A 24,711-nucleotide genomic window follows, 5' to 3' on the forward strand; every position below is an offset into this window, starting at 1 on the left:
GGAGCGCACCCACGCATGACCACGACCACTGGACCCGCCGCAGTTCGGAAGGTGTTCGTCATCGGATCCACGGGCGGTGTCGGCAGACGCCTCGTCCCCGAGTTGATCGCCGCGGGTCACGCGGTGACGGGACTGCACCGGTCTCGGGAGTCGGCGGACGCTCTGCGCGAGGCCGGAGCCACCCCCGTCCTGGCAGACATCGCCGCCGACTCCGCTGAACGTCTTGCCGAACTCCTGGACGGACACGATGCCGTCATCTTCTGCGCCGGCGCCGGCGGCGGCGGCGGCGGCATGGTCGAGCAGATCGATGGCGCAGGCCCAGCCAAGGTGGCGGAGGCAGCACAGCGGGCCGGTGTCTCCCGTCTGCTCCTGGTGTCCGTCTTCATGGACGCGTGGCGCGGGAAGGACTCCCCCGGCGAAGGCTTCGAGAGGTACGTGGCCGCGAAGCGTCACGCGGACGTCGCCGTCTCCGCCACCGAGCTGGACTGGTTGCTGGTGCGACCCGGCACGCTGACCGACGGCGACGGAACTGGTCACATCACCGCTGGAACCGCCATCGCGTACAACAGCATCCCCCGCGATGACGTCGCCGCCTTCCTGGTCGAAACCGTCTTCGCCTCGCACCTGAACCGGGTTGCCGTCGAGATCACCAGCGGTGACACGTCGGTGCAGCGAGCCGTCGACCAGCTCCAGCCTCGCCCGGCCGCCTGAGACAGGCCCCGGCGATCGGCCCGTCGCTTGCGTCTGCAGCTACGGGCCGGCGGGCCGGTGAGAAGACCGTCTTGATCCTGAGGTCAGACGACCATCCGTCGGAGCGCACGCGCCGACGCACAAGACCCGGGAGTGGCCCATGGATGTCCTCTTCGACAGCACTCGGCTGCCGGCTGCTGAACGGGCGGGGGCCTTGCGGAGCGCCTACACCATGGACGGCGCTCTGCAGATGTCCTTCACCGGCGACTGGGCTGCCGACCGCCGCGTGGTGGGGGGCGACCTCGGATCCGGCCTGCGGCTGCTGAGGAGCACTGGTGGCCCCTTCCAGCTGCTGCGCAGCCGTCAGCACGTAGGGGCCAGTCCCACTGAGATCCTCCTGCTCGGGGTGAACCGGCAGGGCGAGTGGTCGATGGACGTCGGCGGGTCCTCGAGGGACTGGCCGGCCGGGCGTCTGGTCGGCGTGGACTCCACGGCGTCCTACGAGATCCGGCGGCGGACCGCGGGAAGCACCGACCTGCTGATGCTCAGCTACGCGGACCTCGGCGTGTCCGTCGACGTCGTCCGGGCCGCGACCCGGTCACTGGCCGGGAGCCCAGTTCACGCACTGGTCCGAAACCACCTCGCCGGTATGGTCGAAGCGATCCCCGCTCTGCCGTACGAACGACGGCTGGAGGCCGGGCGGGCCACGGTCCTGCTGGTCCGCACCCTGCTGCTCACCGCGGCCGGCGACACCAACGGCCGTGAAGCGCTGGCTGACTCGTTGGAGATCCGTGTGCGCGCCTTCATCGAGGCCCACCTCGCGGACACCGACCTGTCCGTGGAGGGGGTCGCGGCGCTGCACCACGTCTCACGCCGCCACCTCTACGACGCCTGGTCCCGCGCCGGTCACGACCGCACCCCGGCCCAGTGGATCCTCCACCGTCGACTGCAGCGGGCGCGCAGGCAACTGGCCGACCCCGGCCGCCGTCGAACGGGCATTGCCGTCATCGCCCGCAATTGCGGCTTCGCCGACGCCAGCCACTTCAGCCGCCGCTTCCGGGAGGCGTACGGAGTGTCACCCGCTACGTGGCGACGGGACCTGCCCGAGCGTCCGGTCACGCCAGACGACTGGAGCGCTCCAACGGGGTGAAGCACGACACGAAGCCGCGCCCACGCGCGGGGCTCACCCCCTTCACCGGTGACGCCGCGGATCACCGTCCACGCCCGCGAAGACCCGGCCGCCCGCGTCGGTGTGCCCCATCACCCGCGCACAGCCGGAACACGTCCTACCCGGCCGGCGCGATCGAACTGTTCCGCGACATCCGCTCCTCGACCTCCAGGGCGTCCTAACCGCGCACGGATCGCCGAAGGAACTCAGACATCGTGGGAGAAACCTCGATCACCTCCGCGTGGAGCGTCCGCAACTGGTGGTCCATCCACAGCTCGAACGATCGAGCTCCCGCGTTGCCGTGCCCTCGAGCAGGCACGACAGCGGTCGGCTCGCTCTCATCCGCAGCGTCGAGGCCTCCGACTCGGGATCGCACCGCTTCGCGGTACCCCGTGGCGAGGGCGACGAGACGACGCGCTTGCTCGTCGTCCGGATGCAGCTGGTGCTCGTTGCGCAGGTGCGTGCCGAGATCGAGGATGGCGTCGGCGGTCTCGCGTGCGGCCGTCGGCCCGGTGATGAGCCGGATCAGTTCCGCACTGGAGGCGCCCTCGCCGCCACGCTCGAGGAGCAGCTCACGGAACGCGTCGTCGAGACGTCTACCTGCGTCCACGGCGACCTTTCGTCGGAGCAGCGTGTCGTCAGGGGTCACCACCGCTGCGGTGGATTCGACTGCTGCTGCGACGTAGTCGGCGGCAGCCACGTACGCGGTGCTGATGCTGCTGCGGAACGCGGTCAGCACTCCGCGCGGCCACAGCAACCAGCCGAGGCACGCACTCACCCCGACGCCGAGCAGCACGTCCTCGAACCGGACCAGACCGATGGTCGGCTCTTGGGGCGCCGCGAGGACGAACAGGTCCAGGACCGCCACCGAGAACGCCGCCTGGCCGAACGTGAAGGGCACGACCTCGGGTGAGAACGCCATCACGGCGAGGGCGACCGGGAGCGCCACCCACGCCAGCCACGATGCGTGCGGGAGCGCCAGCAGGAGCAGCTCGACGACCACGACGCCGATGACCGTCCCGAGGACCGCCTGCCCCGCGGACCGTGCCGTGCTGGCGGCGTTGGACCGCAGGACGGCGAGGGTCCCGAAGGCGACCCAGAACGCGTGCTCCGCTCCGATGAGGTTCGCCAGGGCGATCGAGGCCGCCAACGCGAGACCGGTGCGCGCGCTGTTCCGGAGCCACGCGGAGCGCACGCTCCAGTGGCTGCGCAGAACCTCCAGGAGGTAGCGCCCGCGTGTCGTCCCGGCGGCGGCGTCGAGCAGGCGGAGGACGCGCCGCAGGAGCTGGTGAGCGGGCCAACCCTCGTCGACGGCATCGACGACGGACCGACGTTCGCGGTGCTCTCGAGCGTCTTCGAGACGCACCCGGACGTCCGAGAGCGCTTCGCTGCGGGCCGCTCCACCGACACGCGCCCGGACCAGCTCGACGGCATCGACGACGGCCCCCTCCTCCTCGGCGGAGAGGCGGTCCTCACGCGAGGCGACGACGGCTCCGACGGCCTCGTCGACGGTGAGGACCGCGTCCATGACGAGCAGGAGCCGGCGACGCCCCGGCCGGAACCCGTCCGGCCGTCGTGGATGCGTGAGGTACGCCTGACGGAGCACCTCGACCTCACGTTGCGGGTGTCCCGTCCGGAGTCGCCGGACGATCGCCCCGAGAGCGTCGACCGTCTTCGTCCGGAGCGGATCGTCCGTCGCCGTCGGCAGGATGACGGCCTTCGCGGCGATCACGAGGACGCTGGCGGTTCCCCACGCTGCGACCCTCGGAAGCACGTCGGAGACGTGCGCGGGGACCGTCGCGGAAAGGGTGAGGGCGAGCAGGAGCGGTGAGGCTGCCAAGGCCAGGCTGGTGCTGGCGATGCCGCCGTAGGCGATGACGAACGCGAGCACACCGACGAAGATCGTCGCGACGACGGCCGACCCCGACAGGACGCTGCCGACGGCCACGAGTGCGCTGGTGGCGACCGCGACGCCGACCGCTCGTGCAAGTCGTGCCGGGCCGGCGAAGTCGACGAACACGATCTGCATGATCGAGCCGAAGGCCGCGAACAGCGCGGTGTCCGCCGGGAGGAACCCGCTGGTGACGGCGAACGCGGCCGGCGCGACGACGGCCACCCGGATCGCGCGCCGCCACACGGACATGGGCACCCTGCCGAACGCGCCGGCGCGGTAGCTCGACCGCCACGACCCGCTGCCGCTCACAGGTCGATGGCGACGTACTTGTCCTCGACGTACTCCTCGATGCCCTCGTAGCCTCCCTCACGTCCGAACCCGGACTGCTTGACGCCACCGAACGGCGCCTGCGGGTTCGAGACGAGCCCCTTGTTCAGGCCGACCATGCCCGACTGGATCGCCTCACTGACGCGGAGTCCGCGGCGCAGGTCGTTCGTGTAGACGTAGGAGACCAGCCCGTACTCGGTGTTGTTCGCGTCGGCGATCGCCTGCTCCTCGTCGGAGAACGTGAAGACGGGCGCCACCGGCCCGAAGAGCTCGGCCTGGCGGAGCTTCGCGCGTTCCGGGATACCGGTGAGGATGGTCGGTTCGTAGAAGTACCCGGGGCGATCCGGTGCCCCGCCACCGATCACGGCTTCCGCGCCGACCTCGAGCGCCTCCGCCACGAGGCCGGAGGTGGTGTTGCGTTGCGCTCGGTCGATCAGCGGACCCATCGTCACGTCGGGCTCGGTTCCGCGGCCGAGGGTGAGGGCCCGCATGCGCTCGGTGAGCTTGCCGATGAACTCCTCCGCCACTCGTTCATCGACGTGGAACCGGTTCGCGGCGACGCACGCTTCGCCGTTGTTGCGCATCTTCGCCACCATCGCACCGTCGACCGCTGCGTCGATGTCGGCGTCCTCGAACACCAGGAACGGGGCGTTGCCGCCCAGCTCCATCGACGTCCGCAGCAGCTGGTCCGCGGACTGCTTCACCAGCGCCTTCCCCACCGGCGTCGACCCCGTGAAGGAGAGCTTGCGCAGACGCGGGTCCCCGATGACGTCGGCGAGCGTCTCCTTCGCCGTCGACGTCGTGATGACGTTGAGGACGCCGGCGGGGAGCCCCGCCTCGTGCAGGATCGAGGCCAGGGCCAACGAGGACAACGGGGTCTGCTCAGCCGGCTTCAGGACCATCGTGCAACCCGCAGCGATGGCCGGACCGATCTTCCGCGTCGCCATCGCGAGCGGGAAGTTCCACGGCGTGATCAACAGGCACGGGCCGACCGGCTGCTTCATCGTCAGGACCCGTCCCGTTCCGTCACTGTGCCGGGCGTACCGGCCGTCCGAACGGACCGCTTCCTCCGAGAACCAGCGGAAGAACTCAGCGGCGTAGGCGATCTCGACCTTGGCCTCCTCGAAGGGCTTCCCCATCTCCAGCGTGTTGATCAACGCGAGATCGTCGGTCCGCTCCACGATCAGCTCGAACGCCTTCCGCAGGATCTCGCCCCGACGACGAGGCGCGATGGCTGCGAACGCCGGGCCCGCGTCGACCGCCGCGTCGAGCGCCTGCACGGCATCACGGCTCGTGGCGTCGGCGACCTCGCACAGTGCCTCACCGGTCGCCGGGTCCTCCACCGTGAAGACACCGTTGCCCCCGCCGGTCCACTCCCCCCCGATGAGCAGCTGCTGCTTGACGGACCGGAGCGCTCGCGCCTCGGTGTCGGGTGTGATGACGGTCATGTCTGCCTCTCTTGGCTGTCGATGCGAGCACGTGCCCGCTCTTTCAGATGCCAACTGGCCGATGCCAGTGGGGTTACGCGGGCTCAAGCCCCGCCCACGCCTTCCCCGACCATCGACCGGGGGTCGACCAAGGCGTCGAACTGCTGCTCGTCCACGTGCCCGGAGGCGACGGCCGCCTCCTTGAGGGTCTGCCCGTTCGCCAGTGCGGTCTCGGCGATGTGCGCGGCGTTCTGGTAGCCGATCTTCGGACTGAGCGCGGTGACGAGCATCAAGCTCTCGTCCACGTACTGGTCGATCCGGGCGCGGTTGAGCTCCGTTCCCTCGACCGAGAAGGTGCGGAACTTCTCCATGCCGTCGGCGAGGATCCGCGCCGAGTGCAGGACGGCGTTGATGATGACCGGACGCATGGCGTTGAGCTCGAAGTTTCCCTGGCTGCCGGCGATGGCTACGGCTGAGTCGTTGCCGAGCACTTGGATGGCGATCATCACCACCGCCTCGCACTGGGTGGGGTTCACCTTCCCCGGCATGATCGAGGAGCCCGGCTCGTTCTGCGGCAGCAGCAGCTCACCCAAGCCGGTGCGCGGGCCTGACGCCAGCCACCGCACGTCGTTGGCGATCTTCATGAGGGCGACGGCCAACCCGCGCAGGGCGGCGGAGGCCCGCACCATCGGGTCCAGCGATCCGAGGGCGGCGAACTTGTTCTCCGCGGTGACGAACGGTGTACCCGTCAGTTCGGCGATCCGCTGGGCGACGTCCTGACTGAAGCCCTTCGGAGCGTTGAGCCCGGTGCCGACGGCAGTACCGCCCAGGGCGAGAGGAAGCAGGCCGTGGCGGCTGTGCTCGATCTCGGCGATGCAGGCGCGCAGCTGCGCGGCCCAGCCGGACCACTCCTGACCGACGGTCAGCGGAACGGCGTCCTCGAGGTGGGTGCGGCCGATCTTGACGACGTCGGCCCACGCGGTGGACTTGGCCTCGATCACCGCCGCGAGGTGCCGCGCCTGGGGCAGGAGGTGCTCGTCGAGCTCTCGCACCGACGCGATGTGCATCGCCGTGGGGAAACTGTCGTTGCTCGACTGCCCCATGTTGACGTCGTCGTTGGGGGCGATCGGCTGCTGGGTTCCCAGGGTGCCGCCGAGGAGTTGGGACGCACGGTTGGCGATCACCTCGTTGACGTTCATGTTGCTCTGGGTGCCCGAACCGGTCTGCCAGACGAACAGCGGGTAGTGCTCGTCCAGCTGCCCGGCGATGGTCTCCTCAGCGGCGCGCACGATCGCCTCGGCCTTCCAGCCGGGTAGTCGTCCGGCTGCGGCGTTCACGAGCGCCGCCGCCTTCTTCACGTAGCCGTAGGCGTGGTAGATCTGGGCGGGCATCCGGTCGTCGCCGATGGAGAAGTGCAGCAGTGAGCGCTGGGTCTGGGCCCCCCAGTAGCGGTCGGCGGGCACGTGGACGGTGCCCATGCTGTCGAACTCCTCGCGCTGCCCGGTCGCTGGAACACCGATCGGCACGTCCCGGAGTGCGGGGGGCACCACCCGGTCGGCGCTCACGCCCCGCCCTCCTCGTCGCCCGCCGGATCGGCCGCGGGGTAGAGCGGCTGCCACATGGCGTCCTGGACGGCCTGCACGAGGTCGTCGTACGACCGCGTCGCCACCCCGTCGGCTTCCGCGGCACGGGCGACGGCGACCGCCACCCTCGCCGAGGACGCCCGCAGGTCAGCCACCGGAGGCAACAACGAGGCACCCGGTCGTGACACGTCGACCTGTCCGGCCACCGCCTCGGCAGCGGCCAGGAGCATGCCGTCGGTGACGTGCCGGGCACCGGAGACGATCGTGCCCAGGCCCAGCCCCGGGTAGAGCAGCGCGTTGTTGGCCTGCCCGATCTCGTGGGAGACCCCGCCGTAGTCGACCGGCGCAGCCGGGATGCCGACCGCGACGAGCGCCCGGCCCTCGGACCAGGGCACGGCGTCGGACGGCATCACCTCGATGCGGCTGGTCGGGTTGGACAGCGGCAGCAGGATCGGCCGCTCGACGCCCTCGGCCAGCGTCCGCACGACGTCCTCGGTGAAGGCGCCGTGCGCGGTCGAGGTGCCGATGAGGATGGTGGGGCGGATCTTCTCGACGGTGGTCAGCAGGTCGATCTCACCGTCAGCCCAGGCACTGACCTCCGACCTGGCCCGGGCGTAGACCTGCTGGTAGTCCGGCAGGTCCGACATGTCGTCGACGATCAGGCCGTGGACGTCCACCAGCCAGATGCGACTCGTGGCCTCCTGCGGGCTCGCGCCGTCGCGGACCATCGCTGCGTGGATCTGGTCGGCCATGCCGGTGCCGGCCGTGCCCGCCCCGAAGACGACGAGGCGCTGGTCGGACCAGCGTTCCCCGGTCACCTTCAGCGCGGAGAGCACAGCTGCCATGACGATGGCGCCGGTCCCCTGCATGTCGTCGTTGAAGATGCGGTACCGCTGCGCGTTCTCGACCAGGATCCGTCGGGCGTTGGACGGTCCGAAGTCCTCGAAGTGCAACAGCGCGTGGGGGAAGAGCTTCGCTGCGGTGGCCAGGTACCCGGCGACGAACTCGTCGTAGCGCCGGCCGGTGACCCGGGCGTGTCGGTTGCCCAGGTAGGTCGGGTCGGTGAGCAGTCGATCGTTGTCCGTACCGACGTCGAGGTTGACCGCGATGACCCGGTTCGGGTCGATGCCGGCGGCGGCGGTGTAGACGGCGAGCTTCCCGATCGAGATGTCAGTACCGTTGACGCCCCAGTCCCCGATGCCGAGGATCTGCTGGGCATCAGAGACGACGATCAGATCGACGTCGTCCGGGCCCAGTCCCAGGGACTCGAACGAGGCCTGCACGTCCTCGGGCCGGTCGATGGACAGGTACACCGCCCGCGAGTCGCGGTAGTCGGAGGACCACTGCTCGATCGCGTCGCCCACGGTGGGGTCGTACACGATGGGAAGCAGTTCAGTGAGGTGCTCGGTCAGGAGCTTGAAGTACAGCACCTGGTTCTGGTCGTGAACCTCGTTCAGGTAGACGTACTTCTGCAGGTCCGTCGGTTGCTGCTGCAGCTGGGCGTAGGCGCGGGCGGTCTGCTGGTCGAGGGTTTCGACAGCGGACGGGAGCCGCCCGGTGATCCCCAGCCGGACGCGTTCGGCGAGGGTGAAGGCCGTACCGCGGTTCCGCTGACGGTCCTGCAGCACGTTCGGCGTGAGGGGCACGGTCTGCCTCCTGGTCGTGGTGGTCTGGGGTGCTCTAGCGGTCTTCGACGGGGGTTTCGGGCTGCATGCCGTACGACTTCTGCACCGCCCGGTGGCGGCTCCCCAGGCCGTCTTTCGTGGTGCGGTCCCACGGCGCCTGCTGAAGCTGCTCGGTCTCCTCGACCATCGACTTCGGCTCGAGGTTCTGGAGAGCGGTGACCTCGCCCGCAGCGACGGGGGTCAGCGTGGCGTTCACCGCCTCGGGATCGAACTGAGCCCGGGGAAAGGGCCAGCTCGGCGTAGTCGAAGAGCCGGTCCGCGGGGTCGTCCTCCCAGCTCTACCACGTCTGGAACATCCGGTCGTCGAAGCCGGTCAGGAACAGCTCCGGGTTCACCGTGAAGACCTCCACGCCGAACTCCTGCCGTTCGTGGGCCATCGTCTCGGCGATCGCCTCGACCGCGTGCTTCGAGGCGGAGCAGATGCCGGTGAAGGGGTTGACGTTCAGCCCCTCGCGGGAGGACACCCAGACGATGCGGCCGGAGCCGCGGCGGGCCATCTGCGTGGCGATGCCCTGGGTCAGCGCGAGCGGGCCGATGACGTTCACGTCGGGCTGGTGCCGCACGTTCGACTCCGGGATGTCCACGGTCGAACCGCCCTCACCCACACCGGCGTTGTTCAGGAGGATCTCGACGCCCCAGCCGAGCGCCTTCCGCCGGTCCCCGTCGGGTGACGTCGAGCTTCTCCACCCGCAGCTGAACCCCACGCTCCGCCGCCCGCGCCGGTGATCAGAACCCTCTTCAGCGTGGTGTCACCCACGGCCCATCTCCTCGTCTCATCGGTCCGCGACACGTCATCGCCTCCCGCTGCCGATCTTGTCGAGCACCAGCGCGGCGCGGCACCACTCAGGACGGAACCCTGCACACCGAGCACAGAAGCCTGCACAACCTCGCGGATAGAGCCCGGATCCCGAGCCGAACACGGCCACAAGTGGGTGGTGGGTCTCGTCGAGCTGGCCCCGGAGGCGCCGGAAACCGCAGCGAGGGTCCGCCGCGAGTCGCCGGCTGGACGGGACTGCCCGGACGAACGGTGACTGGCCGACCACCGCTGGGGCGCATCGGGTGGAGGGGACGAGACGGCCGCCCCGGACCGGAGGGACCGCAGACGGCCTGCGCCAGGCCGGTGGAGGGTGCGTGTCCAGCTCACCGGAAGTCGCTCCCTTCGACGGTGGTGGCGCCCCGGGCAGCCGCAGACGATCCTGTCGGCCGGCCGGTCTGTTCGAGCACGGGTCCGGTCCGGGTGTGCACGGCACGACGGCAACACCACCGAGTACCACGGCGAGGTCCAGAATCAGCTCGCCACCGGATCAGGGATCCCCACCGGGATCCCCATCAGAAGGAGACCCCATGCCTCTCGCGCGAATCGACCTCCTCGAGGGAAAGTCGGCCGAGTACAAGCGCACCATCGCAGACGTCGTCTACGAGCAGATGAGCATTCACCTCGGCGTTCCCGAGGACCGTTTCCAGGTGATCTCGGAGCACAAGGCCGAGAACCTGATCGCTGACCCCGACTACCTGGGAATCCAGCGTTCCGAGAACGTCGTCTTCATCCAGCTCATCTTCCTCGACGTCGCTACGCCCGAGCAGAAGGGCAACTTCTACAAGGCCGTCGTGACCGAGCTCAACGAGCGGCTCCACCTGCGCACCGAGGACGTGTTCTTCAACCTGCAGACGGTTCAGCCGGCCGACTGGTCCATGGGCAACGGCATCGTCACGTACGCCGACGGTGTCCCGGCGGACCGCCTCGACCCGAACAGCATCCCGGCCGACTTCGCCTGGCCGCCCTCGATCCGTGCCTGAGGTCTCGATCAGATGCACACGGCCGCGCTGGTGGCGGTCACGGTCATGCACTGTCACCGGCGCTTCCGTCGTCACCTGAAGCACCACGCCCGGCAGGAGTGGTCGCGGCTGCGGGGACGGGTCTGCTGCACCGATCGGTGACGGCCACGTCACGCGGTCAGTGCAGCAGACTCACATCGCCCACTACCCCCACCTCGGCGAGGAACTCGTCTTCCGCGGCGGGATCCGGCTGCGGGTGGAAGTGGAGGTCAACACCCACGAACGCTCCCCGCCGTGCCGCTCGTGCAGCTCCGCGCCGAACTCGACGACCCCGACCTCCGCGACGACCTCACCCTCCTGGTCACCAGGTGGCCACCCGGCTACGAACTCACCAGCGCGCGCGTCCCCCGCGCAACCGCGTGCAGCGCGACCGCGGTCTTCCCGGTGGCGACGGTGATCGTGCCGCCCTGGAAGTCCTGCTGGAGCCCGCCGGACACCGCGCGGGGTTCGGAGACGGGGTAGCCGAGGGCACCGGTCTCCCAGCCGCGGGCGGCCCAGACGGCGCGGACGGGGGTCGGGACGGTGTGCGTACCGGTGGCGGGGCTGGAGTAGATCGAGCCGCCGGTGAAGTGCTGGCCGGAGCCGCCGCCGACGAGGCCGCCGAAGAGGTTCGAACTCGGGTAGCCGAGCGTCCCGCCCTCCCAGCCCTGCGCCCCCCACGCCGAGCGGACCGCACCGGCGACGACGTGGGTGCCGGCCGCGCTGGAGTAGAGCGAACCGTTCTGGAAGGCGGCGTAGGAACCGGCGGGCAGGGCGGCCGCGGTCGACGTCGGGAACCCGAGGGCGCCGTTCTCGTACCCCGTCGCGCCGTAGGCGTCGAGCAGCGCACCACCGAGGGCCTGGGCCCCCGTCGCGGGCGACCAGTAGACGATCCCGCCCTGGAAGCGCTGGGCGAACCCGTTCCGCACGGCGAACTCCGCACCCGCCGGGTAGCCCAGCCAGGAGTTCTCGAAACCGAGGGAGGCCCAGCGGTCGCGCAGCGCGCCGCGGACGACCTGCGCGCCGGTGGCGGGGTTCCAGTAGATCGACCCGCCGGCGAAGCTCTGCGCGTACCCGCCGTCGCGCAGGGGGCCGATCTCGCGCGACATCGGCAGGCCCAGGAAACCGGAGTTCGCGCCGGTGGCCCCGTAGGACTGCAGGATCGCGCCCTTGACGGGGATCCCCACGTAGCTGCGCGAACCGTCGGTGTTCGCGGTCACCAGCGGGGTGCGACGCGGCGAGCCGAAGTCGGCGACCCAGTAGGACCGCCAGACGGTGCGGCCACCGGAGTACAGGGTGGTGTAGACCAGCCCGATGCCGACGGTGTTGTACTGCCCGTCCTGCAGGACGGCGCGGTGCGGGTCGGACTTCATCCAGGTGTCGACGGCGAGGTCGCCGTTCTCGAGGCCGTGGGTGTCGGCGTTGCCCATGTCCGCCGTGGCGACGATCTCGCCCCAGCGCGGGAAGTCCGAGAGCAGCGTGGAGAGGTTCGGGTTGTGCTTCATCCCGTCGCCCTGCCCGAGGACGTCGGCCCAGTTCTGGGCGACGGTCTCCAGCGTCGGGTCGAGGGTCACCGCGGGCGCGCCGACCTTGGCGCGCTCGCGGTTGAGCCCGTCGAGGATCTGCTGCTGCTGCGTGGCGGCGGGCACGAGCGGGGTGAGGACCTGGGCGGCCGCGGACGCCGGGACGGCGGTCACCACCTGCGCGACGCCGGCGCAGGGCAGCGCCACGAGGGCGGCGAGCAGCGGGGCCACGAGGCGAGCACGAGGGTTCTTCACCCCCTAGTGATCGTCCCCGGGCCGGTGTCACGACAGCGACCGGGCGGGTACCCCCGTCCGGCCGCTCCCGGACGACTCCCGGTGACGCAGCGTCCCGTCACCGCACCTCACCGGCGGTCTCCCCCGGGCGTTCGGGGTAGACCGCCGGCGGGAGGGGTCAGAGCTTCTCGATGGCCGCGGGTCGCTGCTGCGCGGCGCGGACGCGGGCGACGTCGAGCTTGTCGCTGCGGTCGAAGGAGTAGACGCCGTTCTGCTCCTGGAAGACGTCGGTCAGCTGCGTGTAGCAGTATCCGAACATCAGCGGGTCGTTGAGCAGGACGCCCGTCAGCCCCTCGAAGCGGTGGTGGAACTCCTCCTCGGTGCGCGGCGGCTCGCCGTAGCCCCAGGACGAGGTCGCGCCCCGGTCGACCTCGGGGTTGCTGGCCGCGACGTCGGGACGCCACCAGATCCCGCCGAACTCGCTGCAGAACCACGGCTGTCCCTGGTACGGCAGCGACCAGGGGATGCCCTCGACGCCGTAGTCGCCCTCGTGGCCGCCGTAGTTGGTGTGCGGACGATCCTGGCGCAGCCCGGACATCTCCTCGGCGAACTTCGCGGGGTCCTGGGTGTAGTTGTGCGAGTCCCACACGTCGGACTCGAGCACGCGGTGGGAGTAGCCGGACGTGTCGAGCACCGGACGCGAGGTGTCCATGGCCTTGGCGGCCAGGAACATCGCCCGGGCCACGTCGTCGAGGACCTGACCGCGGTCGGTGAGCGGCTGACGGGTCTCGTTGAGCCCGCACCAGCCGACGATGGAGGGGTGGGAGTAGTCGCGCTCCAGCTCCTCCAGCCACTGCGACACGAAGTTCGACGTCGGCTGCTGGTGCTCGCCGCGGACGCTGCTGCCCTCCTCGATCGCACCCCAGTCGCCGAACTCCCCCCACACGAGGTAGCCGAGGCGGTCGGCGTGGAAGAGGAACCGCTCCTCGAACACCTTCTGGTGCAGGCGGGCACCGTTGAACCCGGCGTCGAGGGAGAGCTGGATGTCCTTGACCAGCGCCTCGTCGCTGGGCGCGGTCATCAGGCCGTCGGGGTAGTAGCCCTGGTCGAGGACGAGGCGCTGGAAGACCGGCCGGCCGTTGAGCAGGACGGCCTTGCCGTCGATGCTGACCGAGCGCAGCCCGGCGTAGGTCTCGACGGTGTCGACGACCTCGCCCGCGGCGTCGGTGAGGGTGACGGTGAGGTCGTAGAGGTGGGGGTCCTCCGGGGACCAGAGCCGGACGCGGTCGCTCGGCACCACGAGGGTGAGCCGCGGGGAGAGGTCGAGGTCGGCGCGCACGGTGGCGCCGACGACCTCCCCGGAGGCGTCGCGCACCGACGCCGTCAGGGTCCAGCCGGCACGGTCACCGACGGACCCGGTCCCCGTGCGCCGCAACGGCTGCTCGAGGTGGAACGTCGAACCGGCGACGTCGGGGGTGATCCGGGGTCGGCCCAGCGACACGTCGGCGACCGGTTCGGCCCACACGGTCTGCCAGATCCCCGTCGTGCGGGTGTAGAGGCACTCGTAGTTGTCGTAGCGCGTCGACTGCTTGCCGCGGGCCTGCGGGCCGCGGTGGTCGTCGCGGGCGCGGACGACGACGGTGACGGTGCCGCTGCGGTGGCCGAGGTCCGCGGCGAAGGGGGTGAACCCGCCGCGGTGGCGCACGACCTCCTCGCCGTCGACCCACACGGTGGCGTCGTGGTCGACGGCCCCGAAGTGCAGCAACGTGCGACGTCCGGCCCAGGCGGGCGGGATGCTCACCTCACGGCGGTACCAGACCGCCGCCATGAAGTCGGTGTTCCCGATCCCGGAGAGCTCGGACTCCGGGGCGAACGGCACGGTGATCGTCCCGGTCAGGTCGCGTCCGAGCAGTCCGCGCTCGAGGCCGGAGTCGCCGGCGTCGACCTCGAACCCCCACGTCCCGTTCAGGCTGATCCAGTCGGCGCGGACCACGGAGGGCCGCGGGTACTCCGGACGGGGAACCGGTCCTCCGACGACGACGGCGGTGGTCTGGTCTTCGGGCACGAGCTTCTCCTCAGTGGGTTGCTGCCTGGAGGTCGCTGGCCGCGATCGGCGGGCGTCCGGAGCGTTCCCGGGGGCACGACGCGCCAGCGGTGCGCGCCCCACTCTGCCCCGTCGCCAGGCTCTCCGGCAACCGTGCCACGCCGTCCTGTGCATCGTTGCAAATCAAGTCTTCCGAAGGTCTATGCAGCGTTGCAAACGGCGTGCTAAGTTCCGCAGCACTGAACGGGACGGTGCGGTTCCTGGCGCTCAGGCGTCCGGGCCGCACTGCCACGACCGCCAACGACGGCAGGGACGGATCTCGAGTGAACAGTCATCCCCCGACACCCCCGGCACGGGGTGCCCTCAGCCGGCGCAGCCTGGTGCGCGGCGGCCTCGCCGCCGGTGGGCTCGGCCTCGTGGCCGGCACCTCCGGCTGCGGCTCGGCCCTGTCGGCCGGACTCGTCGGCAGCGAGCTCGCGCCGGGAACGACGCAGTTCTGGAACCTCTTCGGCGGCGGCGACGGCGCGCGGATGATCCAGATGGAGGACGAGTACCGCAAGCAGCAGGGCAGCGAGAAGTCCCTCGAGGCGGCGACCTTCGCGTGGGGCAACCCGTACTACTCGAAGGTCACCCTGGCGACGCTGGGCAACAAGCCGCCGGACGTCGCGGTCTCGCACGCCACCCGCGCGGCCAACCTCGCCGAGGCCGGCCTGCTCTCCCCCATCACCGACGAGGTGCTCGCGGCCGGCGGCCTCACAGCCGAGTCCTTCACCGAGAAGGCCTGGGAGTCCGTCAAGGTCGACGGCGTTCCCTACGCGCTCCCGCTCGACACCCACCCCTGGGTCGTGTTCTACAACACCGAGGTCCTCGACAAGGCCGGCCTGGTCGACTCCGACGGGAAGCTCAAGCCGATCGAGGGCACCGACGGCTGGGAGGCCGCGATGACCGCGGCCAAGGAGGCCAGCGGCCAGTGGGGCATGACCACCGGGTCGGTCGGGGACAACTCCAACTGCTGGCGCATGGTCAACACCCTGTACTTCCAGACCACCGGCGCCCCGGAGTTCCTCTCCGACCAGGGCACGAAGATCACTTACGACGAAGGCATCCTGCACGACGTCCTCGTGCTGATCCGCTCGTGGGTCGAGAAGGGCCTCGTGCCCTCCAACGCCGACACCGCCGGGGCGGAGTCGTCGATGTTCACCGGCAAGTCGGGGTTCTTCCTCAACGGCGAGTGGGAGGTCACCACCGCCCAGGGCATCGAAGGACTCACGTTCGGGATGGCGGCCTTCCCGACGTTGTACGACGAACCCGCGGCCCACGCGGACTCGCACACGTTCATCCTCCCCAAGATGGACCGGGACGAGGACCGTCTCAAGCGCGCCATGGGCTTCGTCCGGTCGATGCTCGACCAGAGCATGACGTGGGCCGCGGGTGGGCACATCCCCGCCTACGCCGAGACGTTCAACAGCGCCGAGTACGAGGCGCTGGAGCCCATGCACGACTACGCCGAGGCCGCGAACTACGCCAAGTACGACTCCCCCGCCTGGTACTCCGGCTCCGGGTCGAACTTCGAGAACGTCGTCGGCTCCCAGATCGGCCTGGTCATCAACGGCCTGTCCAGCCCGGACGCCGCCCTGAAGGCCATCCGCTCCCAGTTGAACAGCTACGCGAAGACGGCGAACCCGCTGTGACGGGCCCCCGGAACCTCACGCCTGGAGGCGACCGACTGTGACCACGACGACCCTCTCCGCGGCTACGGCGCCCACCCGCCCGGGCAAGGCCCTCCGCTCGGAGAACCAGAACCGTCCCGCGTGGCTGTTCATCGCACCCTTCGCGGTGTTCTACCTGGCCTTCCTCATCGGCCCGGCCGTCTACATGTTCATCGCGAGCTTCTTCGACACCAGCCTGGTCAAGCCGGGTCTCGGGTCGTTCGCCGGGTTCGCCAACTACGCCGAGATGCTCGGCAACGCGACCTTCTGGTCCGCGATGTGGCACACCCTGCAGTTCACGATCTACACCACCATCCCGCTCGTCGTGCTGTCGTTCGTCTTCGCCGTGCTGGCGAACCGGATGACGCGCGGGGCGTGGTTCTGGCGGCTGTCGTTCTTCGCGCCCTACATCCTGCCCTCGGCCAGCGTGGCGCTCATCTGGATCTTCGTCTTCAGCTCCGGCACCGGCCTGTGGCCGACGATCCAGACGTGGTTCGGGGCCGAGGCCCCCAACCCCGTGCTGGGTTCTCCCTCGCTGGCCATGGTCGGCATCGCGATCACCACGATCTGGTGGACGATCGGCTTCAACTTCATCCTCTACCTGGCCGGCCTCCAGGAGGTCCCCCGCGAGCTCTACGAGGCGGCCGCCCTCGACGGCGCCACCGCCTGGCAGCAGATCCGGTTCCTGACCATCCCGATGCTGCGCCGCACCACGACCCTGGTCATCCTGCTCCAGATCATCGCCAGCCTGAAGATCTTCGACCAGGTGGCGATCATGACCGACGGCGGGCCGGGCACCAGCACCGAGGTCGCGCTCACGTTCATCTCGCACAACGGCTTCAACGACAACCGGATCGGCGCCGCGGCCGCCGCCTCGGTCCTCCTGTTCATCGTCATCGTCGTCATCGCAGTCGCGCGCCAGCTCATCGAGCGCGCGCAGGAGAGGAGGGCCGCCTGATGGCGACACCCGACATCGCGGGCACCCGTCCCGGCCGTTCGCGCGGCGGCATCTCCTCCGCGGCCCCGGCCGCGCGGGTCTCCCACGTCCGCACCGACGGCAGCAAGCGGTTCAACATCGCCATGGCCATCGTGCTGACCGTCTTCGCCGTCCTGTGGCTGGTCCCCAGCCTGTGGGCGATCAAGACGTCGTTGACGCAGAACTCCGTGGCCGCGCTCGGGGCCGAGGCCATCCTCAAGGACCTGCACCCGACGTTCGCCTCCTACACGGCGCTGCTCAAGGGCGGCGACCTGTGGAACTGGTACCTCTCCAGCGCCATCACCTCCGTGGTCAGCGCCGCCCTGGTCGTCCTCTTCGCCTCGATGGCGGGCTACGCGCTCTCGCGGATGACCTTCCGCGGTCGCGGACTGGTGTTCGGCGCGATCCTCGCGGGCATCATGATCCCGGCGAACGTGCTGATCATCCCGCTGGTCCAGCAGCTCGGGTGGCTCAACCTCCTGAACACCTACTGGGCGATCATCTTCCCGCAGGTCCCCAGCGTCGTCGCGCTCTTCGTCTTCAAGCAGTTCTTCGACGGGATCCCCAAAGAGCTCGAGGAGTCCGCCCGCCTCGACGGGGCCTCCAACTGGCGCATCTACCGCTCGATCGTGATGCCGCTGTCGCGGCCGGTCATCTCCGCGATGGCGATCGTGACCTTCGTCGGGGTGTGGAACAACCTCATCCTGCCGCTGTTCACGCTGACCAACCCGAAGCTCATGACGATCCCCGTCGGTCTCGCGACCGTCCAGGGTTCGTTCGGCCAGCGCTACGCCGACATCCAGGCGTCTGCCGTCCTCGGCGCCCTGCCGCTCGTCATCCTGTTCCTCGTCTTCCAGCGCCGCATCGTCGAAGGTGTCGCCGGAACCGGTCTGAAGGGCTGATCCACCTGTGAGCACCGGAAACCTGCACGGCGTCGTCGACCTCGACGTGGCGGGCGCGACCATCAGCCGACACCTCTACGGCCACTTCGCCGAGCACCTGGGCCGGTGCATCTACGAGGGGTTCTGGGTCGGGGAGGACTCCCCGATCCAGAACACCGCGGGGGTGCGCGACGACGTCGTGCAGGCCCTGAAGGAGATCAGCATCCCCAACCTGCGCTGGCCAGGGGGCTGCTTCGCCGACGAGTACCACTGGATGAACGGCGTCGGCCCGCGCGAGGAACGCCCCTCGATGGTCAACACCCACTGGGGCGACGTCGTCGAGGACAACTCCTTCGGCACCCACGAGTTCATGCAGCTCTGCGAGCTCCTGGGGGCGGAGCCCTACGTCTCGGGCAACGTGGGCTCCGGCACCGTCGCCGAGATGAGCGACTGGGTCGAGTACCTCACCCGCTCCGGCGACGCCCCGATGTCCCGGCTGCGCCGCGAGCACGGGCGCACCGAGCCCTGGAAGGTCCCCTTCTGGGGCATCGGGAACGAGTCGTGGGGCTGCGGCGGCAACATGACCGCCGAGCAGTACACCCAGCTCGCCAGCCAGTTCTCGACCTACGCCCGCAACCACGACGGCAACGAGCTGTACCGCATCGCGGCCGGGCCGAACCGGGACGACTACCACTGGACCGAGACGCTGATGAAGTCGATCAGCACCCTCGGCGGGCCGGTCGAGGAGCGCCACCACACGCGCTGGCAGGCCCTGTCGTTCCACTACTACACCCACGCCAGCGACGACTGGCAGCACAAGGGCTCGGCGACGGAGTTCGACGCCGAGGAGTACCACCGCACCATCCTCAACGCCTGGCGCATCGACGAGATCGTCCGGGGGCACGCGCGGGTCATGGACGCCTACGACCCCGAGGCCACCGTCGGTCTCGTCTGCGACGAGTGGGGCACCTGGTGGGACGTGGAACCCGGCACCAACCCGGGGTTCCTGTTCCAGCAGAACACCCTGCGCGACGCGCTCGTCGCCGGTCTGCACTTCGACGTCTTCCACGCCAACGCCCGCCGGCTGGTCATGGCGAACATCGCCCAGACGGTCAACGTGCTGCAGGCGATGGTGCTGACCGACGGCGCGAAGATGGTCCTCACCCCGACGTACCACGTGTTCGCGATGAACGCCGGGCACCAGGACGCCACCAGCCACCCGGTGCAGGTCGTGAGCTCCGACGCCCGCTACCGGGGCGAGGTCGGCGAGTACGCGACGCTGACCACCTCGGTGAGTTCGCGGGAGGGCAGCGCGCTGGTCTCGCTGACCAACCTCGACGCCGAGGACGGCGGCACCGTCCGGCTCGACCTGCGGGGACGTGACTGGCAGGTCGCGACCGCGAAGATCCTCGCGGCTCCCTCGTTGCAGGCGCACAACACGGTGCAGGACCCCTCCGCCGTGGCGCCCGTGGCCTTCGACGGCGCCCGCCGCGAGGGCGACACGCTCGTCGTCGACCTGCCCCCGCACTCCTTCGCGACGGTGGAACTCACCCTCGCCTGAGGATCGCGGGGAACACCCCTCGACGCGCTCGGGTGCGGCCGGACAGGTCGCACCCGAGCGCTCTCACGTCCGGCCCAGCCCGTGCGTCCGCAGCACCGTGTCGAGGACGTCGGCGGGCATCCCCCGGCCGTCCTCGCGGGGCCAGTGCACGACGACCTCGTCGAAGCCCGCCGCCTCCAGGGCGGCCGCGAACCGCGGGTAGTCCCGGTAGGCCGCCTCCTCGTCCAGGCTCAGCAGCGCCATCGCCCGGACGCCCGCCGCACCGGGGACCTGCGCGAAGCGGGCAGCCGGGGCGGTGAACCGCTCGACGGTCTCCTCGGACCCCGGACGGCGGTCGCCGTAGGTCACCCAGGTGTCCCCGACGGAGGCGGCGAAGCGCATCCCCCGCGGACCGGCCGCGGCCACCGTCAGCGGGATCGAGCCGGCCACCGGACCGGGGACGTTGCGGGCGTCGAACGCCGTGTACCGCTCCCCCACCACGTCGGTGGCCCGCTGCGCCAGGACCGTGCTCAGCAGCGTCGTCCACTCCGCGAAGCGCGACTGCCGCTGCGCGGGGGTGAGTTCCGCGACGCCCAGCACCGTGGCGTCGTGCCTCGCCGTCCCCGCCCCCACGCCGAGTTCGAGGCGCCCCCCGCTCAGCTGGTCGAGGGTCATCACCTCGTGCGCGAAGGTCACCGGGTGACGGAAGTTCGGGGAGGCGACGAGCGTGCCCAGCCGCACCGTGGTCGTGACCGTGGCGGCCGCCGCCAGCAACGGCACGGCGTTGTACCAGGGCCCGTCGCGCAGGGACTCCCAGGACAGGTGGTCGTAGCAGAACACCGTGCGCAACCCCACGGCCTCGACGGCGCGCGCGGTCTCGGTGAAGGCGGTGGGGTGCAGGTCGTTCAGGACCACGCAGGAGAGTTCGAGCACCCTCGCACCCTACGGAACCGGATCAGTCCAGGTCGCCGACGGTGCGCGCCCGCGCCACGGCGGAGGCGGTGCTGTCCACGCCGTAGCGCTCGCGCAGCAGCGCCAGTTCGTGCGCGAGGTCCGGGAGCGCCAGCCCCACGGTGTGCGCGACCACCACGGCGGGCAACCCCCCGGCCACCAGGCCCAGCACCCGGGCGCCCCGCTCGCTCAGCACGGGGAGGTCGTCCGTTCGGGGGACCAAGGTGGGCACGGTGGGCACGGCGCGCCGCACGACGACCGCCCCCACCGGACCGAGGTCGAGGAGGACCTCGTCGTCGACCTCGAGCGCCGCCAGGACGGAGGACAACGGGACGGGCCACGCACCGTCCAGAGGCTGCATCCGGTCGTCCACAGGTCCTCCTCCCCGAGCGCCGCGGGTGACGACGCACGTCAGGATGCGCCCGCCGCGACGGGCTTCGCCCACGTTCGGGGGATCCCCCCCGGGTTGGGCGCACTGCGGCTCCGCTGCGCAGCGGATCACTCACCCGCGGTCGCGGCGGAACCACCTCCGGCGACGCGGCGGAGGGGTGACCGGGGCCGCCACGACCGGGGCGGGTCGAGCGGCACGCCACGCCTCGAGCACGACGGACTCCTGGAGCAGCGCCACCACGACGAGGGGCCCGTCACTGGGTCGCCGGTAGAGCTCACGCACCCGGTCGTTGAACCCCTCGACCTCGGCCCGCACCAGCGACTCGGAGTGCAGCCGACCGAGGTCGCGCAGGATGTCCTCCCGCTCGCGGCGCAGGGCCAGCGCGGGCGGGAGCATGGCGCTGACGTCGTAGCCCTCGCGGCGGGCCTTGTCCGCGGCCCACTCCTCGGCCGAGAAGTCGCGGTCCAGGCCGCGCAGCGGCGCTCCGGCCCCCGGGAGGTGGTCGAAGTCGCCGCGTTCCTGCGCCTCGCGCACCTGGCGTTCGACCCAGTCCTCGAAGGACGTGCCGGGAGGTTTGCGTTCGCTCACCGCGCCACCCACCTCGCCCGTCGTCGCGAACCGTCGTCGCGAACCCTGGTCCCGAAAGTAGTCAGCGCTCCGCCGACGGTCAACGCGGAACGCCAGCGGTGATCCGCAGCGCCGGGGAAGACCGGTGGACCGACCCGGCGCGGCTCAGCTCGGGTCGCGGCGCCTGCGCGGGGCGTCGGAACGCAACCGGTCACGACCCGCACGCTTCGCGGCGTAGAGGTTCCGGTCGGCCACGGCCAGCGCGTCGACCAGGGCGGACCCGCCACCGCCGACCGGCACGAGCCCGGCGCTGCAGGTGACGCGCAGACCGGCGGCGAGGACGCCCCAGTCGTGCGAGCGCACGGCCTCCAGCAACCGGAGGACGGTGACGCGCGCGCCCCCGTCGCCCCCGTCGTCGTCGTGGTCGTGGTCGTGGTCGTCGCGCAGCAGCAGCAGGAACTCCTCGCCGCCCAGGCGGGCGGCGATCTCACCCGGCCCGCAGAACTGTTCCAGGTAGCGGGCGAACTGCTGCAGCACCTCGTCACCGACCTGGTGGGAGTGGGTGTCGTTGACGCGTTTGAAGTGGTCGAGGTCGAGCAGGGCGATCGCCCACCCCCGTCCACCGGACGCCGCCACCCGCGCCGGGACGACGTCCTCGACGTAGCGGCGGTTGAACAGCCCGGTGAGGTGGTCGCGTTCGGCCAGCCGCTGGTAGTGCTCGCCGGCGCGACGGGCCTCGGTCGTCTCGTAGATCGCGGCGAGGACCCGGGCCCGGTGGTGCTTCGCCGCGGAGACGCGCTCCATCGTGAGGTCGTAGAACCTGCGGTGCAGCCGGTAGGCGCCCTCGAAGTCGCCGGTGGCCGCGGCCAGTTCGCACTGCTCGAGCACGAGGTCGGCCCCCACCTCGCCGAAGGAGAGGTCCGCGCACTGCGCGGCCGCGGTCGCCAGGCTCTGCGCCGCCTCGGCGAAGCGCTCGAGGTGGCGCAGGCACCGGGCGAGGTTGACGTGCAGGGTCGCAACGTCCCGGGCCTCGGTGATCAGGCGCGCGTCGCCGAGGGCGTCGCGCAGCACGGCCTCCGCGGCGGCCCACCGGCCCGCCCCCATGCGGACGTGCGCGACCGTGTCCCAGGCCGCGGCGCTCAGCGCCAGGCCCGTCCGCCGGGAGTGCTCCAGCAGCTCCGCGGCGAGGGCTGCGGCATCGGCCGCCCGCCCCGCGCGGAGTTCCAGGTAGGCGAGGTTGTTCAGCGTCCGCAGCCGCAGGTTCTGGTCGCCCTGGGCCTCCGCCGCCCGCAGCAGCCCGGTGAACCGGGTGCGGGCCTCGTCGAAGTCGCCGAGGACCTCGTGGGTGATGCCGAGGCGGGACCGGTGGTCACCGTGCACCCACGCGGGAGCGTCGGCCGGGAGGCGCTCCACGCCCTGCACGGCGTGCTCGAGGGCGAGTCCGCCGTCGCCGAGGATCTCGTGCAGGGTCGAGAGCAACTGGTGGGCGCGGGCGGCGACGAACTCGTCTCCCGCCCCGTCGGCCCACGCGAGCGCGGCCTGCGCGACGACCCCGAGGCGCTCCGCGTCGCCGCGGCGGCCGGCGGCGTCGGCGATGACGAGCTCCGCCTGCCACCCGAGCCCCGTCCGCTCCGGACCGGGGACGTGGTGGCGGACCTGGTGCAGGAGGAACCCCGCACGGCTCGCGGCGGCCTCGACGTCGTGGCCGACGAGGAACGCGACGTCGTGCAGGGCGGCCTGCAGCACCTCCGGGGACGGGGAGTCGACGATCACCGTGGTCGCTGGTCCGTCCACCGCCTGCCCCCTCCGCGCTCGACACCCTCCTCCTGGGTGTCGACCGACCCGGGGGCGGACTGAAGTGCGCGGCGGACGGGCGGGGACGTCACGTCACCCGGCGACGGCGGCGGCAGCCCACTCCGCGACCCGGCGGGCGCTCTCCTCCTCGGACAGGTCCTCGACGCGCGTCATGACCGACCACCGCACCCCGAACGGGTCGCGGACGCTCGCGAAGCGGTCGCCGGAGACGAAGTCGGTCGGGGGTTCGCGGACCGTCGCCCCGGCCGCCTCGGCGCGCGCCACCACGGCGTCGACGTCGGCGCAGTGGAACCCGAGGGAGTAGCAGTCGTCGTCGCCGTCCGGGGCCGGGACGAGGTGGTAGTCGGGGTTCGGTTCCCCCAGCTGCAGGTGACCGCCGCCCAGGGCGAGCTCGGCGTGGACGACGACGCCACCCATCTCGGTCACGTCGACGACCCGCGCGCCGAAGACGTCGCGGTAGAACTCGACGGCCTCCCGGGCGCGCGCGATCGTCAGGAACGGGGTGATGCCGCTGGAACCGTGCGGGACCCCGTGGGTGGTGTGCTCGCCGTGCGCGGCCCGGCGACCGGTCGTTTCGCTCATGGTCGCGACGCTAGGCGCCGCCGCCCGGGTCCGGCTTGGAGATTCGCGCCAACCCCGGCGCCACGACCCCGGCGCTACCGTACGGACGTGACCGGAGCGGACCGCGGGATCCTCTACCCCGCGCGCCTGCCCCGGTTCACCCGGGTGCCGGCCCCCGAGGCGGTGCGCCGGCTGGTGCGCTGGTTCTGGGTCCCGCAGTGGGACGTCGACGCCGGCCGGGTCTCCCGCCAGCACGTCGTGGCCTTCCCGGCCTGCAACCTCGTCGTGGACAGCCGTGAGGGTGGTTTCGTCGGCCTCGCCGGACCGACGACGCGGCGTTCGCACCAGGACCTCAGCGGGAGCGGCTGGGCCGTCGGTGCGCAGCTGCTGCCGGCGGCGGTGCCCGCCTTCACCGACGACCCCACGGCGTTGCGCGACGCCTACCGGCGCCTCGACCTGCCCGACCTGCTGACGGCCGTCCGGGACGCGACGCCGGGCCCGGCCGACGGTCTCCCCGCCCGGGGGGCCGCCGCGTTCGCCGACTGGCTCGCCGCCCACGTCGGGGAGCCGTCCGCGGAGGCGGCGCTGGCCAACGCGATGGCCGAGCTCATCGACTCCGACCCCGAGGTCCTCCGGGTGGAGGACGTCGCCCTCCGCCTGGCGACGTCACCGCGCACCCTGCAACGCCTCGCCCGCCGCTACGTCGGTCTCCCGCCCGCGGCGATGATCCGTCGCCGCCGGTTGCAAGAGGCCGCCGAGCGCGTCCGGAACGATCCCGGCGCCGACCTGGCCCGCATCGCCGCCGACCTCGGCTACGCCGACCACGCGCACCTGACCCACGACTTCCGCGCGGTCCTCGGCATGGCCCCCAGCGCGTACCGCCGCTCCGGGGCGACCTGACGTCCCGGGTCCGGCGCGAGGCGGGTACGT

20 protein-coding genes and 1 pseudogene are annotated in these 24,711 nt (G+C 71.1%); 8 read left to right on the plus strand and 13 right to left on the minus strand.

The genetic code is table 11. The annotated features are described in order from the left end of the window. The first annotated feature begins 15 nt into the window (after positions 1 to 15). The gene (locus AC0I8G_RS00665) at positions 16 to 711 is read left to right on the plus strand and encodes an NAD(P)H-binding protein (RefSeq protein WP_471728246.1); all 696 of its coding nucleotides are present in this window, start codon (positions 16 to 18) and stop codon (positions 709 to 711) included. A 139-nt stretch (positions 712 to 850) separates the two neighbouring features. After that, positions 851 to 1,840 carry a helix-turn-helix transcriptional regulator gene (locus AC0I8G_RS00670; RefSeq protein ID WP_471728247.1) on the plus strand — a complete coding sequence of 330 codons (990 nt, stop codon included), beginning with the start codon at positions 851 to 853 and terminating at the stop codon, positions 1,838 to 1,840. Between the two features lie 196 nt (positions 1,841 to 2,036). On the opposite strand, the gene AC0I8G_RS00675 is transcribed toward AC0I8G_RS00670, so the two are convergent. The 6 genes and pseudogenes from AC0I8G_RS00675 to AC0I8G_RS00700 all read right to left on the minus strand — a co-directional run bounded on the left by AC0I8G_RS00675 (position 2,037) and on the right by AC0I8G_RS00700 (position 9,478). Further along, positions 2,037 to 4,001, minus strand: a complete 1,965-nt coding sequence (locus AC0I8G_RS00675) for an FUSC family protein (RefSeq protein ID WP_471728248.1) — start codon at positions 3,999 to 4,001, stop codon at positions 2,037 to 2,039. A gap of 56 nt (positions 4,002 to 4,057) precedes the next feature. Next, positions 4,058 to 5,518, minus strand: coding sequence for an NAD-dependent succinate-semialdehyde dehydrogenase (locus AC0I8G_RS00680; RefSeq protein WP_471728438.1), 1,461 nt, complete (start codon positions 5,516 to 5,518; stop codon positions 4,058 to 4,060). Positions 5,519 to 5,610: 92 nt separating this feature from the next. Beyond that, positions 5,611 to 7,071, minus strand: coding sequence for a class II fumarate hydratase (gene fumC, locus AC0I8G_RS00685; protein WP_471728249.1), 1,461 nt, complete (start codon positions 7,069 to 7,071; stop codon positions 5,611 to 5,613). Continuing rightward, a pseudogene (locus tag AC0I8G_RS00690) lies at positions 7,068 to 8,777 on the minus strand (NAD-dependent malic enzyme); the annotation flags it as partial. The pseudogene AC0I8G_RS00690 and the gene fumC, both read right to left, overlap by 4 nt. Then, positions 8,770 to 8,970 carry a hypothetical protein gene (locus AC0I8G_RS00695; RefSeq protein ID WP_471728250.1) on the minus strand — a complete coding sequence of 67 codons (201 nt, stop codon included), beginning with the start codon at positions 8,968 to 8,970 and terminating at the stop codon, positions 8,770 to 8,772. The pseudogene AC0I8G_RS00690 and the gene AC0I8G_RS00695, both read right to left, overlap by 8 nt. A gap of 82 nt (positions 8,971 to 9,052) precedes the next feature. Next, a complete protein-coding gene (locus AC0I8G_RS00700; protein ID WP_471728251.1) occupies positions 9,053 to 9,478 on the minus strand; it encodes an SDR family NAD(P)-dependent oxidoreductase in 426 nt (141 codons plus the stop codon). Positions 9,479 to 10,118: 640 nt separating this feature from the next. On the opposite strand from AC0I8G_RS00700, the gene AC0I8G_RS00705 reads away from it, so the two are divergent. Then, a complete protein-coding gene (locus AC0I8G_RS00705; protein WP_471728252.1) occupies positions 10,119 to 10,571 on the plus strand; it encodes a tautomerase family protein in 453 nt (150 codons plus the stop codon). Between the two features lie 359 nt (positions 10,572 to 10,930). Here AC0I8G_RS00705 and AC0I8G_RS00710 read toward each other — a convergent pair whose 3' ends face one another. Further along, entirely contained in the window at positions 10,931 to 12,367 is a 1,437-nt protein-coding gene (locus AC0I8G_RS00710) for a CAP domain-containing protein (protein WP_471728253.1), read from the minus strand. A gap of 157 nt (positions 12,368 to 12,524) precedes the next feature. Next, on the minus strand, positions 12,525 to 14,411 hold the full coding sequence (locus AC0I8G_RS00715) for a glycoside hydrolase family 2 protein (RefSeq protein ID WP_471728254.1): 1,887 nt from the start codon (positions 14,409 to 14,411) through the stop codon (positions 12,525 to 12,527). A gap of 302 nt (positions 14,412 to 14,713) precedes the next feature. On the opposite strand from AC0I8G_RS00715, the gene AC0I8G_RS00720 reads away from it, so the two are divergent. Genes AC0I8G_RS00720 through AC0I8G_RS00735 form a run of 4 tightly spaced genes read left to right on the plus strand, consistent with a single transcriptional unit; the run spans position 14,714 to position 19,517 of the window. After that, positions 14,714 to 16,081, plus strand: a complete 1,368-nt coding sequence (locus AC0I8G_RS00720) for an extracellular solute-binding protein (RefSeq protein ID WP_471728255.1) — start codon at positions 14,714 to 14,716, stop codon at positions 16,079 to 16,081. A gap of 37 nt (positions 16,082 to 16,118) precedes the next feature. Continuing rightward, positions 16,119 to 17,057: a carbohydrate ABC transporter permease gene (locus AC0I8G_RS00725; RefSeq protein ID WP_471728256.1), complete on the plus strand. Its 939-nt coding sequence runs from the start codon at positions 16,119 to 16,121 to the stop codon at positions 17,055 to 17,057. Beyond that, positions 17,057 to 17,977: a carbohydrate ABC transporter permease gene (locus AC0I8G_RS00730; protein ID WP_471728257.1), complete on the plus strand. Its 921-nt coding sequence runs from the start codon at positions 17,057 to 17,059 to the stop codon at positions 17,975 to 17,977. The genes AC0I8G_RS00725 and AC0I8G_RS00730 overlap by 1 nt, the downstream gene beginning before the upstream one ends. A 7-nt stretch (positions 17,978 to 17,984) precedes the next feature. Continuing rightward, positions 17,985 to 19,517, plus strand: a complete 1,533-nt coding sequence (locus AC0I8G_RS00735; RefSeq protein WP_471728258.1) for an alpha-N-arabinofuranosidase — start codon at positions 17,985 to 17,987, stop codon at positions 19,515 to 19,517. Positions 19,518 to 19,580: 63 nt separating this feature from the next. Here the strand turns inward: AC0I8G_RS00735 and AC0I8G_RS00740 are convergent, their stop codons facing one another. The 5 genes from AC0I8G_RS00740 to AC0I8G_RS00760 all read right to left on the minus strand — a co-directional run bounded on the left by AC0I8G_RS00740 (position 19,581) and on the right by AC0I8G_RS00760 (position 23,802). Continuing rightward, complete coding sequence (locus tag AC0I8G_RS00740; protein ID WP_471728259.1) at positions 19,581 to 20,429, minus strand: LLM class flavin-dependent oxidoreductase; 849 nt, start codon at positions 20,427 to 20,429, stop codon at positions 19,581 to 19,583. Positions 20,430 to 20,451: 22 nt separating this feature from the next. Beyond that, entirely contained in the window at positions 20,452 to 20,808 is a 357-nt protein-coding gene (locus tag AC0I8G_RS00745; RefSeq protein WP_471728260.1) for a hypothetical protein, read from the minus strand. Positions 20,809 to 20,949: 141 nt separating this feature from the next. Further along, positions 20,950 to 21,426 carry a DnaJ family domain-containing protein gene (locus tag AC0I8G_RS00750; RefSeq protein ID WP_380259124.1) on the minus strand — a complete coding sequence of 159 codons (477 nt, stop codon included), beginning with the start codon at positions 21,424 to 21,426 and terminating at the stop codon, positions 20,950 to 20,952. 144 nt (positions 21,427 to 21,570) lie between these two features. Next, the gene (locus AC0I8G_RS00755; RefSeq protein WP_471728261.1) at positions 21,571 to 23,199 is read right to left on the minus strand and encodes a diguanylate cyclase; all 1,629 of its coding nucleotides are present in this window, start codon (positions 23,197 to 23,199) and stop codon (positions 21,571 to 21,573) included. Positions 23,200 to 23,292: 93 nt separating this feature from the next. After that, the gene (locus tag AC0I8G_RS00760) at positions 23,293 to 23,802 is read right to left on the minus strand and encodes a VOC family protein (protein ID WP_471728262.1); all 510 of its coding nucleotides are present in this window, start codon (positions 23,800 to 23,802) and stop codon (positions 23,293 to 23,295) included. Positions 23,803 to 23,889: 87 nt separating this feature from the next. Here AC0I8G_RS00760 and AC0I8G_RS00765 point away from each other — a divergent pair, with 87 nt between their 5' ends. After that, the gene (locus AC0I8G_RS00765) at positions 23,890 to 24,681 is read left to right on the plus strand and encodes an AraC family transcriptional regulator (RefSeq protein ID WP_471728263.1); all 792 of its coding nucleotides are present in this window, start codon (positions 23,890 to 23,892) and stop codon (positions 24,679 to 24,681) included. Positions 24,682 to 24,711: the final 30 nt, after the last annotated feature.

The sequence above is a fragment of the Kineococcus sp. AC630 genome, assembly GCF_979255925.1.

Bases quoted from the DNA above. Each gene is read 5' to 3' on its own strand.
- AC0I8G_RS00760 (WP_471728262.1), bottom strand. From the start codon at position 23,802: ATGAGCGAAACGACCGGTCGCCGGGCCGCGCACGGCGAGCACACCACC.
- AC0I8G_RS00745 (WP_471728260.1), bottom strand. From the start codon at position 20,808: ATGCAGCCTCTGGACGGTGCGTGGCCCGTCCCGTTGTCCTCCGTCCTG.
- AC0I8G_RS00665 (WP_471728246.1), top strand. From the start codon at position 16: ATGACCACGACCACTGGACCCGCCGCAGTTCGGAAGGTGTTCGTCATC.
- AC0I8G_RS00670 (WP_471728247.1), top strand. From the start codon at position 851: ATGGATGTCCTCTTCGACAGCACTCGGCTGCCGGCTGCTGAACGGGCG.
- AC0I8G_RS00730 (WP_471728257.1), top strand. From the start codon at position 17,057: ATGGCGACACCCGACATCGCGGGCACCCGTCCCGGCCGTTCGCGCGGC.
- AC0I8G_RS00705 (WP_471728252.1), top strand. From the start codon at position 10,119: ATGCCTCTCGCGCGAATCGACCTCCTCGAGGGAAAGTCGGCCGAGTAC.
- AC0I8G_RS00675 (WP_471728248.1), bottom strand. From the start codon at position 4,001: ATGTCCGTGTGGCGGCGCGCGATCCGGGTGGCCGTCGTCGCGCCGGCC.